Source organism: Nocardioides sp. YIM B13467, from assembly GCF_042788075.1.
Lineage (GTDB): Bacteria > Actinomycetota > Actinomycetes > Propionibacteriales > Nocardioidaceae > Nocardioides.
Genome location: NZ_JBHZPJ010000046.1, coordinates 3,714,281 through 3,729,728 on the forward strand (window position 1 = coordinate 3,714,281; position 15,448 = coordinate 3,729,728).

The 15,448-nt window shown below is 69.0% G+C and carries 14 protein-coding genes; 11 read left to right on the top strand and 3 right to left on the bottom strand.

Features of this window, described 5'->3' with window-relative positions; all coding sequences use genetic code 11:
* Window positions 1–61 precede the first annotated feature (61 nt).
* From mreC to ACFX43_RS24975, 8 genes are all read left to right on the top strand, one after another.
* Window positions 62–1,015, top strand: coding sequence for a rod shape-determining protein MreC (mreC, locus tag ACFX43_RS24940; protein WP_378837066.1), 954 nt, complete (start codon window positions 62–64; stop codon window positions 1,013–1,015).
* Window positions 1,012–1,566, top strand: coding sequence for a rod shape-determining protein MreD (gene mreD, locus ACFX43_RS24945; RefSeq protein ID WP_378837070.1), 555 nt, complete (start codon window positions 1,012–1,014; stop codon window positions 1,564–1,566). The genes mreC and mreD overlap by 4 nt, the downstream gene beginning before the upstream one ends.
* Window positions 1,566–3,650, top strand: a complete 2,085-nt coding sequence (gene mrdA / locus ACFX43_RS24950) for a penicillin-binding protein 2 (protein WP_378837075.1) — start codon at window positions 1,566–1,568, stop codon at window positions 3,648–3,650. The genes mreD and mrdA overlap by 1 nt, the downstream gene beginning before the upstream one ends.
* Before the next feature lie 18 nt (window positions 3,651–3,668).
* Complete coding sequence (rodA, locus tag ACFX43_RS24955) at window positions 3,669–4,892, top strand: rod shape-determining protein RodA (RefSeq protein ID WP_378837080.1); 1,224 nt, start codon at window positions 3,669–3,671, stop codon at window positions 4,890–4,892.
* A gap of 93 nt (window positions 4,893–4,985) precedes the next feature.
* Window positions 4,986–6,668 carry a S8 family peptidase gene (locus tag ACFX43_RS24960; protein WP_378837088.1) on the top strand — a complete coding sequence of 561 codons (1,683 nt, stop codon included), beginning with the start codon at window positions 4,986–4,988 and terminating at the stop codon, window positions 6,666–6,668.
* A gap of 360 nt (window positions 6,669–7,028) precedes the next feature.
* Window positions 7,029–8,246 (top strand): S8 family peptidase, encoded by a 1,218-nt coding sequence (locus ACFX43_RS24965; RefSeq protein ID WP_378837092.1) that lies wholly within the window; start codon window positions 7,029–7,031, stop codon window positions 8,244–8,246.
* 119 nt (window positions 8,247–8,365) lie between these two features.
* The gene (locus ACFX43_RS24970; protein WP_378837099.1) at window positions 8,366–8,707 is read left to right on the top strand and encodes a hypothetical protein; all 342 of its coding nucleotides are present in this window, start codon (window positions 8,366–8,368) and stop codon (window positions 8,705–8,707) included.
* Between the two features lie 115 nt (window positions 8,708–8,822).
* Window positions 8,823–10,793 (top strand): TIGR03960 family B12-binding radical SAM protein, encoded by a 1,971-nt coding sequence (locus ACFX43_RS24975; protein WP_378837103.1) that lies wholly within the window; start codon window positions 8,823–8,825, stop codon window positions 10,791–10,793.
* 121 nt (window positions 10,794–10,914) lie between these two features.
* Here ACFX43_RS24975 and ACFX43_RS24980 read toward each other — a convergent pair whose 3' ends face one another.
* Window positions 10,915–11,304: a RidA family protein gene (locus ACFX43_RS24980; protein WP_378837108.1), complete on the bottom strand. Its 390-nt coding sequence runs from the start codon at window positions 11,302–11,304 to the stop codon at window positions 10,915–10,917.
* A gap of 51 nt (window positions 11,305–11,355) precedes the next feature.
* A complete protein-coding gene (locus tag ACFX43_RS24985) occupies window positions 11,356–11,778 on the bottom strand; it encodes a GNAT family N-acetyltransferase (protein WP_378837116.1) in 423 nt (140 codons plus the stop codon).
* A 48-nt stretch (window positions 11,779–11,826) separates the two neighbouring features.
* On the opposite strand from ACFX43_RS24985, the gene ACFX43_RS24990 reads away from it, so the two are divergent.
* On the top strand, window positions 11,827–12,195 hold the full coding sequence (locus ACFX43_RS24990) for a nuclear transport factor 2 family protein (protein WP_378837120.1): 369 nt from the start codon (window positions 11,827–11,829) through the stop codon (window positions 12,193–12,195).
* A 37-nt stretch (window positions 12,196–12,232) separates the two neighbouring features.
* Here the strand turns inward: ACFX43_RS24990 and ACFX43_RS24995 are convergent, their stop codons facing one another.
* Window positions 12,233–13,225: an endonuclease/exonuclease/phosphatase family protein gene (locus ACFX43_RS24995; RefSeq protein ID WP_378837125.1), complete on the bottom strand. Its 993-nt coding sequence runs from the start codon at window positions 13,223–13,225 to the stop codon at window positions 12,233–12,235.
* Between the two features lie 100 nt (window positions 13,226–13,325).
* Between ACFX43_RS24995 and ACFX43_RS25000 the strand changes: the two genes are divergently transcribed.
* Together ACFX43_RS25000 and ACFX43_RS25005 are read left to right on the top strand one after the other, a co-directional pair.
* Window positions 13,326–14,054, top strand: coding sequence for a TIGR03936 family radical SAM-associated protein (locus tag ACFX43_RS25000; protein WP_378837129.1), 729 nt, complete (start codon window positions 13,326–13,328; stop codon window positions 14,052–14,054).
* 24 nt (window positions 14,055–14,078) lie between these two features.
* Window positions 14,079–15,275, top strand: coding sequence for a winged helix DNA-binding domain-containing protein (locus ACFX43_RS25005; protein ID WP_378837133.1), 1,197 nt, complete (start codon window positions 14,079–14,081; stop codon window positions 15,273–15,275).
* Window positions 15,276–15,448 lie beyond the last annotated feature (173 nt).

Here is a 15,448-nt window from a genome sequence, read left to right on the forward strand (position 1 = left end):
GAGCCCCCGCCCCAGCGAACGTCTGCGCAAAGGGCTGGAACAACGCAAAGGCCCCAAACCCATGGCCCGTACGCCGCGGGAGCGGCTCAACCGCCGCGGCAGCCTCGAGACCAAGGCCGGTGGGGGTGGTCCGAAGCGCTCCTGGCTGATCGCGCTCGTCCTGTGCTGCGCGACGCTGGCCACGCTCGACCAGACCCCCGTCCTGGAGCCGGCCCGCGCCGCGGTCGGCGAGGTGATCTCCCCGCTCGAGACCGGCGCGGCGATGGTGGCCCGCCCGTTCACCGACATCCCGGAGTGGTTCGACACCCGCGACGATCTGCGCAACCGGGTCGCGAAGCTCGAGGCCGAGAACTCCACGCTGCGCCGCCAGGTCGAGGTCACCGACTACGGCCGCGCCAAGCTCGCCGAGTACGAGTCGATCACCCGTGCCGCCGAGGACCTCGGCTACGCCATGGTGCCGGCTCGGGTCACCGCCTACGGCCCCGCCCAGACCTTCAACCGCACCGTCACCATCGACGCCGGCAGCGCCGCCGGGATCAGGTCCGACATGTCGGTCGTGACCGGCGACGGCCTGGTCGGCAGGGTCCTGCGGGTCACCAAGACCTCGGCGACGGTCCTGCTGATCGTCGATGCCGCCTCTGTCGTCGGTGGCCGCGTCGGCGGTGCGGACCGCAGCGGCAAGAAGTCCGGTCAGGTCGGCATGGTCCGGGGCTCCGGCGCGGTCGCCGGAGGCGCCAACGCCGGACTGCTGACCCTCGACCTCGTCGACCAGTCCACCACGCCGCTCAAGGGCGACACGGTCATCACCTGGGGTGACGGCCGGGCCGCTCCGTACGTCTCCGGGCTGCCGATCGGCGAGGTGACCGACAGCTTCGAGAGCGTGCGTGACTCCTCGCAGACGGTCCGGATCAAGCCGTACGTCGACTTCGGCTCGCTCGACGTCGTCGGTGTGGTGGTGCCCAACGACACCATGAGCGACCGCGCCGTCATCACACCGGAAGGAGAGTTGCGATGAGCGAGATGGAACGTCGTGCCTCCGGCGCCGCTCCGGTGCTGCGCAACGTCCTGGTCGGCATGCTGGTCGTCATCGCCGTCGTCCTCCAGTTGAGCGTGGCGCCGGCCTTCGCCATCCGCGGGATCACCCCTGACCTGGCGCTCCTGGTCGTCCTCGCGGTCGCGCTCACCCGTGGCGGGCAGGCCGGTCTGGTGACCGGGTTCGCCGCCGGCGTACTCCTCGATCTGGCCCCGCCCGCCGACCACACCGCGGGCCGCTGGGCACTGGCGCTGCTCATCGTCGGCTACGTCGCCGGCCGGGTCCGCGAAGGCAGCATCGACGAGGGCAGCATCCACGGTGGCCCGGGCCGTCCCAACGCGATGACCGTGATGGCCACGGTGGCCACCTGCGCGTTCATCGGGGTCAGCATCTTCGCGGTCAGCGGCCTGATCCTCGGTGAGGCGCCGCTGACACTGCTGCCGACCGTGGCGATCAGCGTGGGCTACGACCTCCTGCTGGCGCCGTTGCTGATCCCGGCGCTGCTGTGGCTGATCGGCAAGGGAGATCTCTAGTGCCGAGTCGACTCTCCACCGCGCAGGTCAGCCGGCTGCGGCTGATCGTGATCCAGGCGCTCGTCTTCTCGCTGCTGGCCACGCTCGGGGTCAGGCTCTTCTACCTGCAGGTACGCCACGGCGACGCCTATCAGGCCGCCGCGGCCTCGCAGTCCAAGCGTGAGATCGTGCGCCAGCCGGTGCGCGGCATCATCGTCGACGCCCAGGGCCGGCCGATGGTGACCAACCGCTCCGCCTGGGTGGTCAGCCTCGACCTGGGCGTGCTCGACGGGCTCGATGACGACGACAGGAAGACGCTGATGGCTCGCGTCGCCAAGGCCGTCGACGTGTCCCCGAAGAAGCAGAACGAGGCGATCGCCAACTGGTCCGGCACCCGCTACCAGCCGGTCCCGATCGCCACCGACGTCTCCGAGTCGACCGCGCTGCGCATCCTCGAGCAGCCCGAGGACTTCCCCGGGGTGGTCGCGGAGAAGCAGACCCTGCGCTCCTACCCGAGCCCCTTCGGCATCAACGCCGCCGGCGTGCTCGGCTATCTCTCCCCGATCACCGAGGACGAGAACGACAACGCCAAGGAGCGCGGCGACGAGTCGCTCAACATCACCTCGATGGTCGGTCGCTCCGGTGTCGAGAAGGAGTACGACCAGTGGCTGCGCGGGATGCCCGGCTACGACACCGTCACCGTCGACTCGCTCGGCCGAGAGATCGGGCGCGGCGACTCGGTCGCCTCCCAGCCCGGCGACACGCTGGTGACCAGCATCGACGCCAAGGTGCAGGGCCGTGCCGAGAAACTGCTCGCCGAGTCGATCGAGACCGCGCGCAACACCTTCGACAAGATCTCCGGCCGCAACTTCGAGGCCGACTCCGGCTCGGTCGTGGTCATGGAGGCGCAGACCGGCCGACTGGTCGCGATGGCCAACCAGCCGACGTACGACCCCGAGGAGTGGGTCGGCGGGATCACCCAGAAGCAGCTCGACAGGCTCTACTCCGAGAAGGCGGGCTACCCGCTGTTGCCACGGGCGACGCAGGGTCAGTTCGCGCCGGGTTCGACGTGGAAGCCGTTCATGACGGTCGGTGCGCTCAACAACGGCTACAGCCGCGACACCCTGCTCAACTGCTCCAGCGGGCTCCAGGTGGGCAACCGGGTGTTCAAGAACTACGAGTCGGGCGCCTACGGGTTCATCGACTTCGCCAAGGCGCTCCAGGTCTCCTGCAACACGTTCTTCTACCAGGTCGGCGTCCACTACTGGCAGAAGTACGGCTCCAACCCCGCCGACGTCAACGCCAAGGACCCGCTGGTGGAGACCGCCAAGGCGTTCGGCTTCGGCAAGCGCACCGGCATCGACCTGCCGGGGGAGTCGACGGGCCGGATCGCGGACCGGAAGTGGAAGGCCGAGTACTACCAGGCCATGAAGGGCTACTACTGCCGGATGGACGAGAAGAAGAACGCCCCCACCGACTTCCTGCAGCTCTTCGCCCACGAGTTCTGCATCGAGGGCAACTACTACCGCACCGGCGACGCGGTGAACTTCTCCATCGGCCAGGGCGACACCATGGTCACCCCGATCCAGCTCGCTCGGGCCTACGCGTCCCTGGCCAACGGCGGCACCCTCTACGAGCCCAGGATCGGGAAGGCGGTCGTCAGCGGCGACGGGACGGTGGTCGAGAAGATCGATCCCAAGGTCGCCGGCAAGGTGAAGATGTCGGCCAAGAGCATCGACTACGTCAACGAGGCGCTGCTCGGCACTCCCCAGTCGGGCTCCCTGGCCTGGAAGTTCGGCGGGTTCCCGCTCGACGAGGTGAAGGTGCGCGGCAAGACCGGCACCGCCGAGGTCACCGGCAAGCAGACGACCGGCTGGGTCGCGACGTACAACAAGAAGTACGTCGTCATCATGACGATCTCCCAGGGTGGCACCGGCTCAGGCTCGGTGGGCGATGCCGTACGCAAGCTGTGGGAGACGCTCTACGGGATCGAGGAGGGCGGTGCCGAGGTGCGGCCCGACAAGGCCGCGATCCGGGGCATCGACCCACCCAGGAACCTGCCCGCATTCGGCGCCGACGGCTCGATCGTCGCCCCGAAGGACTGAGGGGTTGAGGGGCAGAGCATGAAGAACGACGTGATGGCCTTCGTACGCCGCATCGACCTGGTCCTCCTGGGCGCGGTGCTGGTCCTGGTGTCGCTCTCGGTGCTGCTGGTCTGGTCCGCGACCATCCACCGGGACGCGATCACGGGTGGTGACACCACCGCCTACCTGCGCAAACAGGCGATCAACGTGGCCGCCGGGCTGGTGCTGATGGTGGGCGTTGTCGCGACCAACCACCGCTGGGTCCGGCTCCTGACGCCCGTCGTCTACCTGGGCGCGGTGGTGGGCCTGGTGCTGGTGCTCGTGATGGGCTCCACGGTCAACGGGTCGAAGTCGTGGGTGGTCCTCGGGCCGGTGCAGGTCCAGCCCTCGGAGCTGGCCAAGCTGGCCGTCGTCATCGCGATGGCGCTGGTCCTGGCCGAGCGTAGCGAGGGCCGCTGGCGGGCACGGGTGTCGCTGGGCGACGTGGTTGCGATGATCCTGGTCGCGGCGGTGCCGATCGTCCTGGTCCTGCTGCAGCCCGACCTCGGCACCACGCTGGTTCTCGGTGTGACGGTCTTCTGCGTGCTCGCGGCCGCGGGCACACCGCGGCGATGGCTCGCGCTGCTGGCGTTGACCGGCGTGGCGGGTGCCACGACGGTGGTCGCGACCGGGGTGCTGAAGCAGTACCAGATCAACCGGTTCATGGCGTTCACCGATCCGTCGCTGGATCCTCGCGGGGCCGGCTACAACGTCCAGCAGGCGCGGATCGCGATCGGCGACGGCGGCATCTTCGGGCAGGGCCTGTTCCAGGGCTCGCAGGCCCGTGCGGGCTTCGTCCCCGAGCAGCACACCGACTTCATCTTCACGGTCGTGGGGGAGGAGCTCGGGCTGGTCGGCTCGCTGCTGGTGATTGGGCTGATCGGTGTCGTGCTGTGGCGCGGACTGCGGATCGCGGCGCGTACCGACGACCTCTTCGGGCGGGTGGCGGCGGCCGGGATCGTGTGCTGGCTCGGCATCCAGAGCTTCCAGAACATCGGCATGTGCCTGGGCATCATGCCGGTCACCGGGGTCCCGCTGCCCCTGGTTTCCTACGGCGGTTCCTCGATGATCGCGGCGCTGCTGGCGGTGGGTCTGCTGCTCGGCATCTCGGCCCGTTCGCGGCGCACCGGTCTGGACCGGTCCGGACCACTTCAGGACCTCCGCTCGCGTGATCGCCTGCAGGTTGCTGCAGTGCGAAAAGATGTCGCGTTTCATCGAAATTAAACTCGATTACGTTCCCTCCCGGTTGCCCTACAGGGCATCTGTTACCCCTTGCAGCCCTCATCCCGAGGCTGCTTGACGACGGGAGCAGTAATCGTGAACCGACCCCACAGAATCCAGCGCCTCGGCGCACTGGCAGCAGCGACGGTCACCGCCGTCGGTGCCGCTACCACCATCCTGGCCATGTCCGGTCCCGCCGGCGCAGCCGACAGTCCGGCACCGCTGATCGGTGCCGAGAAGTCGACGGCCATCGACAACTCCTACATCGTCGTGATGAAGGGCAGCGGTGCGGCGGCCAAGGCCAACGCCGCCGACGCCCGGGCGCTCGCCAAGGAGAAGGGTGGCTCGGTGAAGTACGCCTACGACAAGGCGATCACCGGATTCTCCGCCACGCTCGACGCCGATGCGCTCGACGCGCTCCGCAGCAACCCCGATGTCGACTACATCGAGGCCAACCAGGTCGTGAAGGCCAGCGGCGACCAGGCCAACCCCACCTGGGGGCTCAACCGGATCGACCAGCGCAACCTGCCGCTGAACTCGAACTACCACTACGACTACACCGGCTCGGGTGTGAAGGCGTACATCATCGACACCGGCATCCGTTCCGCGCACGCGGACTTCGGCGGCCGGGTGACCTCCGGCTACACCGCCATCGGGTCCAGCACCGAGGACGAGAACGGCCACGGCACCCACGTCGCCGGCACCGTCGGCGGGTCGACGTACGGTGTCGCCAAGAACGTCACCCTCGTGCCCGTCCGCGTGCTCGACGCCTCCGGGTCCGGCACGACCGCCGGTGTGATCGCGGGTGTGAACTGGGTGACCTCCAACCACACCTCCGGTCCGGCGGTCGCCAACATGTCGCTCGGCGGCGGAGTCTCCTCGACCCTCGACTCCGCGGTCTCCAGCTCGATGGCGGACGGCGTCACCTACGCCGTGGCCGCGGGCAACGACTCCGGTGCGAACGCGTGCAACGGCTCGCCCGCCCGGGTGGCCGGAGCCCTGACCGTCGGCTCGACGACCAACACCGACGCCCGGTCGAGCTTCTCCAACATCGGCTCGTGCGTCGACCTGTTCGCCCCGGGCTCCTCGATCACCTCGGCGTGGCACACCTCCAACACGGCGACCAACACGATCTCCGGTACGTCGATGGCGACCCCGCACGTTGCCGGAGTGGCAGCTCTCTACCTGCAGGCGAACCCGACGGCATCGGCCTCCGCCGTCGCCTCGGCGATCAACTCCAACGCCACCACCGGCGTGGTCACCTCGCCCGGGACCGGTTCACCCAACCGCCTCCTCTACTCGCTGTGGAGCGGTGGCACGGACCCGACGGACCCGCCGACCACGGGCAACCTGCTGACCAACCCGGGTTTCGAGTCGGGCGCGACCGGCTGGAGCGCCTCCTCGGGCGTGATCGACAGCTCGAGCAGCGCCCCGGCGCGTTCGGGCTCCTACAAGGCGTGGCTGAACGGCTACGGCTCCACCCACACCGACAACCTGTCGCAGTCGGTCACCCTGCCCACGACCGGCAAGACCCTGTCGTTCTACCTGCGGGTGATCACCAACGAGACGACCACCTCGACGGCCTACGACAAGCTGACCGTCAAGGTCGGGTCGACGACGCTGGCGACGTACTCCAACCTGAACGCGAGCTCGTCGTACTCGTTGAAGTCGTTCTCGCTCGGGTCCTTCGCCGGCAGCACCGTCACGCTGACGTTCACCGGCACCGAGGACTCCTCGCTCGGGACCAGCTTCCTGATCGACGACACCTCCATCGCCTGATCTCGGGCGCTCATCTGAGGGCCTGACCTGAGGCCTGACCACGCCGGGTCGCTCGCGTAACGCGGGCGGCCCGGTGTGTTGGTTACAAGCCATTTTCCTGGCTTGTTTATGGCCTGTTTATAGGCGTTCACCTTTGGTATCTGCACGTTGCTGCAATGCGAAGAGTTGGGTCGTTACGGGTCCTACGTAACGTGATTACGTGGTTGACCGAACGCTTCGGGTTGCGGCCGTAGGGAGGGCGCAGGGCGTTCGGCCGGCACGTGCGACGTCTGCGCGTGGGACCACCTACAGGCGGTTCCCAAGTCCGGTGCAATGAATGGTTGTGGCCCCATCGGGCCGCACGATGACGGGAGTCAGTTCGTGAACCGAACCATCAAGAACCGGGCCTTCAAGGCACCGGCAGTCATCTCCGCCGTAGCTGTTGGAGCAGCAGCCTCGGCGATCGCCTTCACCGTCCCGGCCGGTGCCGCGGACAGTCCGGCACCGCTGCGCGGCGCGGACGCCTCGACCGCAATCGAGGGTGAGTACATCGTCGTGATGGAGAAGCAGGGTCGCAGCGACGTGGCCAGGTCCGAGGCCAAGTCGGTACGCAGCGACGCCCGCGAGGCCGGGGGAGACGTGCGGGAGGTCTTCAACACGGCGTTCAACGGCTTCTCGGCCTCGCTCGACAAGGACGCGCTCGAAGAGGTCCGCTCCAACCCGGACGTCGCCTACGTGCAGGCCAACCACCGCTACACCACCCAGGGCGACCAGGCGGACCCGACCTGGGGCCTGGACCGGGTCGACCAGACCGCGCTGCCGCTCGACAAGAACTACCACTACGAGCAGACCGGTGCCGGCGTGACCGCCTACATCATCGACACCGGCGTCGCGACCGACCACTCGGAGTTCAGCGGCCGGATCGGTGAGGGTTTCGACGCGGTCGACGGCGACACCGACCCGACCGACGGCAACGGCCACGGCACCCACGTCGCGGGCACCGTCGCCGGCACCACCTACGGCCTGGCCAAGGAGGCCACGATCGTTCCGGTCCGCGTCCTCGACGACCAGGGCTCCGGCACCACCGAGGGTGTCGTCGCGGGCATCGAGTGGGTCACCGAGAACCACACCGACGGCCCGGCCGTCGCCAACATGTCGCTCGGTGGCGGCAACGACGCCGCTCTCGACGCGGCCGTCCAGGCCTCGATCGCCGATGGCGTGACCTACGCCGTCGCGGCCGGCAACGAGAGCTCCGACGCCTGCGGTTCCTCGCCGGCGGCCGTTCCGGAGGCGATCACCGTCGGTGCCACCGACGACACCGACGCCGCCGCGGACTTCTCCAACATCGGTGAGTGCCTCGACATCTTCGCCCCCGGCGTCGACATCACCTCGGCCTGGAACGACGGCGCGACCAACACCATCTCCGGTACGTCGATGGCGACCCCCCACGTCGCCGGTGCCGCCGCGCTCTTCCTCGAGGCGAACCCCTCGGCCACCCCGGCCGACGTCGCCACGGGCCTGACCGGCGCCGCCACCCCCGACGTGGTCACCAACCCGGGCACCGGTTCGCCGAACCTGCTCCTCACCACGCTGTTCTGAGCCACCGGCTCTGAGCTCAGGGTGTTGGGGCCGTCCGGGAGGGGCGGCCCCAACACCTATTTTGTTTCCGCTCCGATCGCCTCGATGCTGTGTGAGACTCCAGCCTCGTGTCTGATTCGATGAGCGGGCTCAGTTCCCGTCGCGTGTGGTTCGGGTGGCTGGCGGTCCTCGCGGCAGTCGTCGCGCCGCTCGTCACCTACCAGCTCGGGCAGCATCACGCCCAGGCCCAGCCGGAGCCGGCGAACTGTGTGGCCGGAGATCCGGTCATTTCGTGCGAGCTCGACGACGGCTGGACCGTGGGGGTTCCTCCGGACGTGTTGTGGGGTGACTCCGCAGGCGTAGACATGGACGGCCGTCCGGCCTGCCTTCAACCCGGCGACCGTATCCGGACGACGCTCTGGGTGGTGCCGGTCGAGGTCGATGGCATGGAGTGGCGACAGGTTCTGCGCGTGGAGTGCTGATCCGCAACCGGTGAGGGTTGCGGGCATCCCGTCCTCGCGACGCCAGGTTTGGTGGGGGAGTCAGGGAGCGGCGTACGCTTGGGGTTGATCGTTCCCGAGCTTTGAGGTGCCCATCGTGACCGTCGCCCAGAGCGACCTCGTTCCTGAGTCTGTCTTCCCTCGGCTGGAGCCGCGCCTCGCGCTGGTGTCCAAGCCGATCCAGTACGTCGGTGGGGAGCTCAACTCGACCGTCAAGAAGTGGGACGAGGTCGAGGTGCGGTGGGCGCTGATGTACCCCGACGCCTACGAGGTCGGCCTGCCCAACCAGGGTGTCCAGATCCTCTACGAGGTGCTCAACGAGCGCGACTGGATCGCCGCCGAGCGCACCTACGCCGTGTGGCCCGACCTCGAGAAGATCATGCGCGAGGGCGACGAGCAGGGGCCGATCCCGCAGTTCACCGTCGACGCCCACCGTCCGGTGAAAGCGTTCGACGTGTTCGGGCTCTCGTTCTCGACCGAGCTCGGCTACACCAACATGCTCAACGCGCTCGACCTCGCCGGGATCCCGCTGCACGCGGTCGACCGCGGCGACGACGACCCGGTGGTGCTCGCCGGCGGCCACGCCGCGTTCAACCCCGAGCCGATCGCTGACTTCCTCGACGCTGCCGTGCTCGGTGACGGCGAGGAGGTCGTGCTCAAGATCTCCGAGGTCGTGCGCGAGTGGAAGAAGGACGGTCGCCCCGGCGGCCGCGACGAGCTGCTGCGGCGGCTGGCCGTCTCCGGTGCCGTCTACGTGCCGAAGTTCTACGACGTGAACTACGCCGCCGACGGCCAGATCGAGGCCGTGGTCCCCAACCGCCCCGACATCCCGTGGCGGGTGCGCAAGCACACCCTGATGGACCTCGACGCCTGGCCCTACCCGCGGAATCCCTTGGTGCCCTTGGCTGAGACCGTCCACGAGCGGTTCTCGGTGGAGATCTTCCGTGGCTGCACGCGTGGCTGCCGCTTCTGCCAGGCCGGGATGATCACCCGCCCGGTGCGCGAGCGCTCGATCACGACCATCGGCGACATGGTCGAGAACGGGATCCGGAAGTCCGGTTTCGAGGAGGTCGGCCTGCTCTCGCTGAGCTCGGCGGACCACACCGAGATCGGTGACGTCGCGACCGGCCTGGCCGACCGCTACGAGGGCACCAACGTGTCGCTCTCGCTGCCCTCGACCCGTGTCGACGCCTTCAACATCACCCTGGCCAACGAGTTCTCCCGCAACGGCCGTCGCTCCGGTCTGACCTTCGCCCCCGAGGGTGGCTCGGAGCGGATGCGCAAGGTGATCAACAAGATGGTCACCGAGGAGGACCTGATCCGCACCGTCGGTGCCGCCTACTCCCACGGCTGGCGCCAGGTGAAGCTCTACTTCATGTGCGGCCTGCCGACAGAGACCGACGAGGACGTCCTCCAGATCGCCGAGCTCGCGAAGAAGGTCATCGCCAAGGGCCGCGAGGTGTCGGGCCGCAACGACATCCGCTGCACTGTCTCGATCGGTGGCTTCGTACCCAAGCCCCACACCCCCTTCCAGTGGGCCTCCCAGCTCGACCACGAGACGACCGACGAGCGGCTGCAGAAGCTGCGCGACGTGGTCCGCGCCGACAAGAAGTTCGGCCGCGCGATCGGTTTCCGCTACCACGACGGCAAGCCCGGCATCGTCGAGGGCCTGCTGTCGCGCGGTGACCGTCGGGTCGGCCGGATCATCGAGCACGTCTGGCGCGACGGCGGCCGCTTCGACGGCTGGAGCGAGCACTTCTCCTACGACCGCTGGATGACCGCCGCCGAGACCGGTCTCGCCGGCACCGGCGTCGACCTCGACTGGTACACCACCCGCGAGCGTGAGTACGACGAGATCCTCCCGTGGGACCACCTCGACTCGGGCCTCGACAAGGACTGGCTCTGGGCCGACTGGGAGGACGCCCTCGCCGTCGCCGACGGCGAGGACATCGAGGTCGAGGACTGCCGCTGGACCCCCTGCTACGACTGTGGCGTCTGCCCGGAGATGAACACCGACATCCAGATCGGCCCCACCGGCAAGAAGCTGCTGCCACTCTCGGTCGTGTAGTCGGATTCCTGTCGGATCAGTCGCTGATTGAACCGGTGGAGGGAAAGACGTTGCCGGCTATGCAGGTCCGACTCATGAAGCTCACCTCGGTGGCGTCAGACTCCCGGGTCGAGGCACGCCGCTACGGTGAGGGGATGGCGGCGGTGGCCTCCACCTCGATGAGTACGTCGGGGCGGAAGAGGCCGGCGACCTGCACCAGCGAGCTGGCCGGCGGGTGTGCGAGGTCGACGAACTCGTCGCGTACCGACCGGATCAGCGGCAGCTCGGTGGTGTCGACGACGAAGTAGGTCAGCTTCACCACATCCGCCCAGGCTGCGCCCGCGGCGGCCAGGGCCACGCCGAGGTTGACGAAGGTCTGCCGGGTCTGCGCCTCCCAGCCGTCGGCCACGGCGCCCTCGTCGGTGACGCCGACCTGGCCCGAGGTCACGACCAGCCGGGCGCCGGGGTCGGTGATCACCGCGTGGCTGTAGCCGGCGGGTGCGGGAAGGTCTTCGGGGGTCAGGAACTCCATCCGCTGAAGGTAGACCCGACTCGGTCTCTTTGGCGACCGGTTACCCGCCGCTCAGCCGACCGGGTGGACCCAGCGGCGCCACTCGGCCTGCGACTCGTATCCCGAGCTCTTCCACAGCGACTGCCCCAGGTCGTTGCCCTCCAGGACCATCGCGTCGATCCGGCCCGCGCCGAGCGCCACGAGCCGGGTCTCGGCGTGGGCCAGGAGGCGGCGGGCCAGCCCCTGGCGGCGTACGTCGGGATGAACCGCCAGCCGGTAGAGGTGGGCGCGCCAGCCGTCCCAGCCGGAGATCAACGAACCGACGACCCGGCCCGCCTCGGTGACCGCGACCGTGCAGGCCTCCGGGTCGCGCAAGATCAGCGTCTCGACCTTCACCGCAGAGTCCGTCGGCCGCGAGTCGTTCTCCGCAGCCACCTCCCACAGCTCGAGAAGTGCGGGGACGTCAGCAGCAACGGCTGGGCGCAACTCGATCACGGCGGGAAGTCTCCCACGCCCTCGCTCGAGCACCGGTAGGTTGCCGCCATGTCGGACAACAGCGCACTGGCACGTAGATATCTCCAGCTCCTCGATGCTCGGGACTGGGGCGCCTTGGCGGCGGTGCTGGACGAGGACGTCGTCTACGACATGCCGCAGACCCGCGAGCTGATCGTCGGGCGCCAGTCGTTTCTCGAGTTCAACCAGACCTACCCCGGCGAGTGGCGCCTCAGCCCGAAGATCGTGATCGCCGACGACGATCGGGCCGTGGTCTGGTTCGACTGGAGGATGGGGGAGGAATCGGGTGAGTCGCAGACGTTCCTCGAGGTCCGTGGCGGCCGGATCACCCGAGTGACCGACTTCTGGCCGGAGGCGTACGACCCGCCGGAACGCGCCGTATCGGTCGAGCGCTACTGACGCGCCGGCCCGGCCGTCCTACCCCGAGGCTGGAGCCTCAGCAGTCCGCGGCGCCGCGCATGGCGAAGTCGATGCTGACGGCGTGGTGGTCGGAGAGGCCGGTGGGGGTGACGTTGCCGTCGCCGGCGGAGAGCCAGGAGTTGGGGAGCAGGTAGTCGACGCGGCCGCCGCCGTCGTGGCTGGCGCCGAGAGAGGCGCCGGCATCGGAGAGCGTGGCCAGTGCGGCGCCCAGGACGCTGGAGCCGTCGCCTGCGTTCAGGTCGCCGCCGAGGAGCTTGGCGCCGTCGTAGGCGTTCACCTTGGACATCACCGCACCGATCTGGGCCTGCCGCAGCGAGTCGGAGGTGTGGTCGAGGTGGGTGTTGAAGACGACCAGGCGCTGGCCCTCGACGATGATGTTCGCCCGGAGCACGCCGCGCTGCTCCTTGCCGTCGCGGTTGGGCAGGTGGGTATTGCCGGACTCCGCGATGGGGTAGCGCGACAGGATCGCGGTGCCGTAGCCACCGCGGTCGGTGATGTACGCGTTGGCGCCGAAGACCGACTGCATCCCCAGGTGCGAGGCGATGATCGCCGGCTGGTCGACGTTGCCGGAGCGGCGGCGGTTCTGGTCGACCTCCTGGAGGAGTACGACGTCGGCGCCAGAGGCCCGGATCACGCTCGCGATGCCGCCGAGCTCGCCGGGGGAGACCCGGCCACCCTTGATGTTGAAGGTCATCACGGTGAGGTTGCGCGGGACCGCGCACGGGTCGATCTTCGGCTTCTTCGGGGCCTTGTCGATCGCCGGCGGTGCGTCCAGCGTCTTGAACTTCGGCAGCGGCTCCGACAGCGCCGAGGCGGAGGCCGACGGGCTGGGCACATCGGGATCGGCGCTCGGCGAGGAGGAGGTGTCCGCGGAGGCCTGCCTGGAGTCGCTCAACCGGGGCGCGAGGACGGTCAGCGCGGCGATGGCGCCGACCGTGAGGACCACCGCGAAGATCGGCAAAAGCTCCTTGAGGCGTACCGAGAACTTCCTGGCTCTGTGGTGGGTCACCGCGCGAGTCTCCCATTTTTCGTGCGCGAACCGTTACAAAGCGTTCGCCTTCCATTCGCCGGATGGGTGATCGCGCCCGAGGACCGACATAATCGACCTCGTGCGTCAACAGCCCGAACAGCAGGCCCCGCCGGTCCAGCGTCTCCGCATCCGCTACGCGAAGCGCGGCCGGCTCCGGTTCACCAGCCACCGCGACTTCAGCCGCGCCTTCGAGCGCGCGGTCGCCCGGGCTCGGATCCCGGTGGCCTACTCCTCGGGCTTCAACCCGCACCCGCGGATCTCCTACGCCGGTGCGGCCCCGACGGGTGCGGCGAGCGAGGCCGAGTACGTCGAGCTGGGACTGCGGGAGACGGTCGACCCGGCCGCGACCAAGGCTGCCCTGGACGAGGTCATGCCCGACGGTCTCGACCTGCTCGACGTCGTGGACACCGCCACCTCGCCCAAGGGCGCTCTGGCCGACCTGCTCACCGGCAGCGAGTGGATCATCGACCTCCCGACGGCGCCGGAGGCGGCGGCTGCGGCTGTCGAGGCGTTCCTCGGGGCCGAGGAGGTCATCGTGTCCCGGATGACCAAGAAGGGTCTGCGTGAGTTCGATGCCCGAAGCGCGGTCGTTCGCCTCGGCTCGGCGCCTCGTGAGGGTGGCTCCCGGCTGGAGCTCCTGCTCAAGCACGGCACCCCGACCGTACGTCCCGACGACGTCGTCACCGGCCTGGAGCGCATCGGCGGCCTGAAGGTCGGACCCGAGCACGGCGGACTGCCGCTCCTGACCCGGCTCAGCCAGGGAGTCTTCGACGAGGCTTCCGGCACGATCGGCGACCCGCTCCACTAACGTGCCTTGGATGAGGCTCTGCCGATGAGAATGGTCACCGACCGTGAGCGCCGGGCGAGACTGGTCCGCCGGCACGGGATCGCCCCCGACCACAGGTACGCCGACGTGGCGACCGCGACGCAGGCGATGACCGCCTGGCACGCGACCGAGGCCGCGACCGTCCACCTCGCCCTGCACGCCCGGGTCCACGACCTCCGCGTCGAGGACGTCGAGCGGGCGCTCTACGAGGAGCGCTCGCTGGTCAAGCAGCTGGCGATGCGGCGTACGCTCTTCGCCTTCCCGCGCGACCTGCTGCCGGCCGCGCTGGGGAGCGCCTCGGCCCGAGTGGCCGCCCAGGAGGAGAAGAACCTCTACAAGTGGCTGACCTCCGGTGGTATTCACGAGGACCAGGACGGCTGGATCGAGAAGGCGTACGCGGCGACGCTGGCCGCGCTGGCCGACGGAGAGCCGCGGACCACGACGCAGCTGCGTGAGCTGGTACCGGAGCTCGACGCCCGCTTCCGGATGGGCACGCCCGGCAAGAAGTGGGGCGGTGAGTTCGCGATCGGCCGCTGGGTTATCGGCACCCTCGCTGCGCAGGGTCGGCTGATGCGGGCGACCAACCTCGGTCACTGGCGGCTGAACAAGCCTGCCTGGACGCTGACCGAGTCGTGGCTCGACGAGGTGCCGGTCCCGCTCGCGCCCGCCGAAGGCTATGCCGAGCTCGTCCGCCGCTGGCTGGGGACCTTCGGTCCGGGCACCGAGGCCGACATGGTCTGGTGGCTCGGGTCCACGAAGTCGGCCGTGCGGGCCGCGCTCGCCGCGGTCGGTGCCGTGGAGGTCGGGCTCGAGGGCGGTGGCACGGGATGGGTCCTTCCGGACGACCCGATCGCCACCTCACCCGAGCCCGAGATCGAGCCCTCGGCCGCGCTGCTACCCACGCTCGACCCCACCGTCATGGGTTGGAAGGAGCGCGGGTTCTATCTGGACGCCGAGGATGTGGCCTACCTCTTCGACTCCAACGGCAACGCCGGCAACACCGCCTGGTGGGACGGCCGGATCGTGGGGGCCTGGGCGCAGGACGACGATGGCCGGGTGCACCCGATCGTGCGCCACGACATCGGCGGGGCCGGTCAGAAGGCACTGGTGGCCGAGGCCGAGCGGCTCACCGAGTGGCTCGACGGTGTCGTGATCGTCAACGTCTACAAGTCGCGCCAGATGAAGGAAGCGACCCTCCCCTGAGTCTGGTTCGTGTCCGGATATCGATCTGTTGACAGGGTGTATGCGATACTCCGAGACGACTGCTCAAACAATCGGGCCCGCCCCGAGGAATGGACAGTCCGACGACGCCTCGCCGGCGTGGGTCCTCCGGGGCCGCACTCCGGCACACAGGAGGTAGGGCGTCACCAGACCGC

Excerpts from the sequence above, each read along its gene's own strand:
- mreC (WP_378837066.1), top strand. The coding sequence starts at position 62 with ATGGCCCGTACGCCGCGGGAGCGGCTCAACCGCCGCGGCAGCCTCGAG.
- mreD (WP_378837070.1), top strand. The coding sequence starts at position 1,012 with ATGAGCGAGATGGAACGTCGTGCCTCCGGCGCCGCTCCGGTGCTGCGC.
- rodA (WP_378837080.1), top strand. The coding sequence starts at position 3,669 with ATGAAGAACGACGTGATGGCCTTCGTACGCCGCATCGACCTGGTCCTC.
- ACFX43_RS24970 (WP_378837099.1), top strand. The coding sequence starts at position 8,366 with ATGAGCGGGCTCAGTTCCCGTCGCGTGTGGTTCGGGTGGCTGGCGGTC.
- ACFX43_RS24980 (WP_378837108.1), bottom strand. The coding sequence starts at position 11,304 with ATGGAGTTCCTGACCCCCGAAGACCTTCCCGCACCCGCCGGCTACAGC.
- ACFX43_RS24990 (WP_378837120.1), top strand. The coding sequence starts at position 11,827 with ATGTCGGACAACAGCGCACTGGCACGTAGATATCTCCAGCTCCTCGAT.
- ACFX43_RS25005 (WP_378837133.1), top strand. The coding sequence starts at position 14,079 with ATGAGAATGGTCACCGACCGTGAGCGCCGGGCGAGACTGGTCCGCCGG.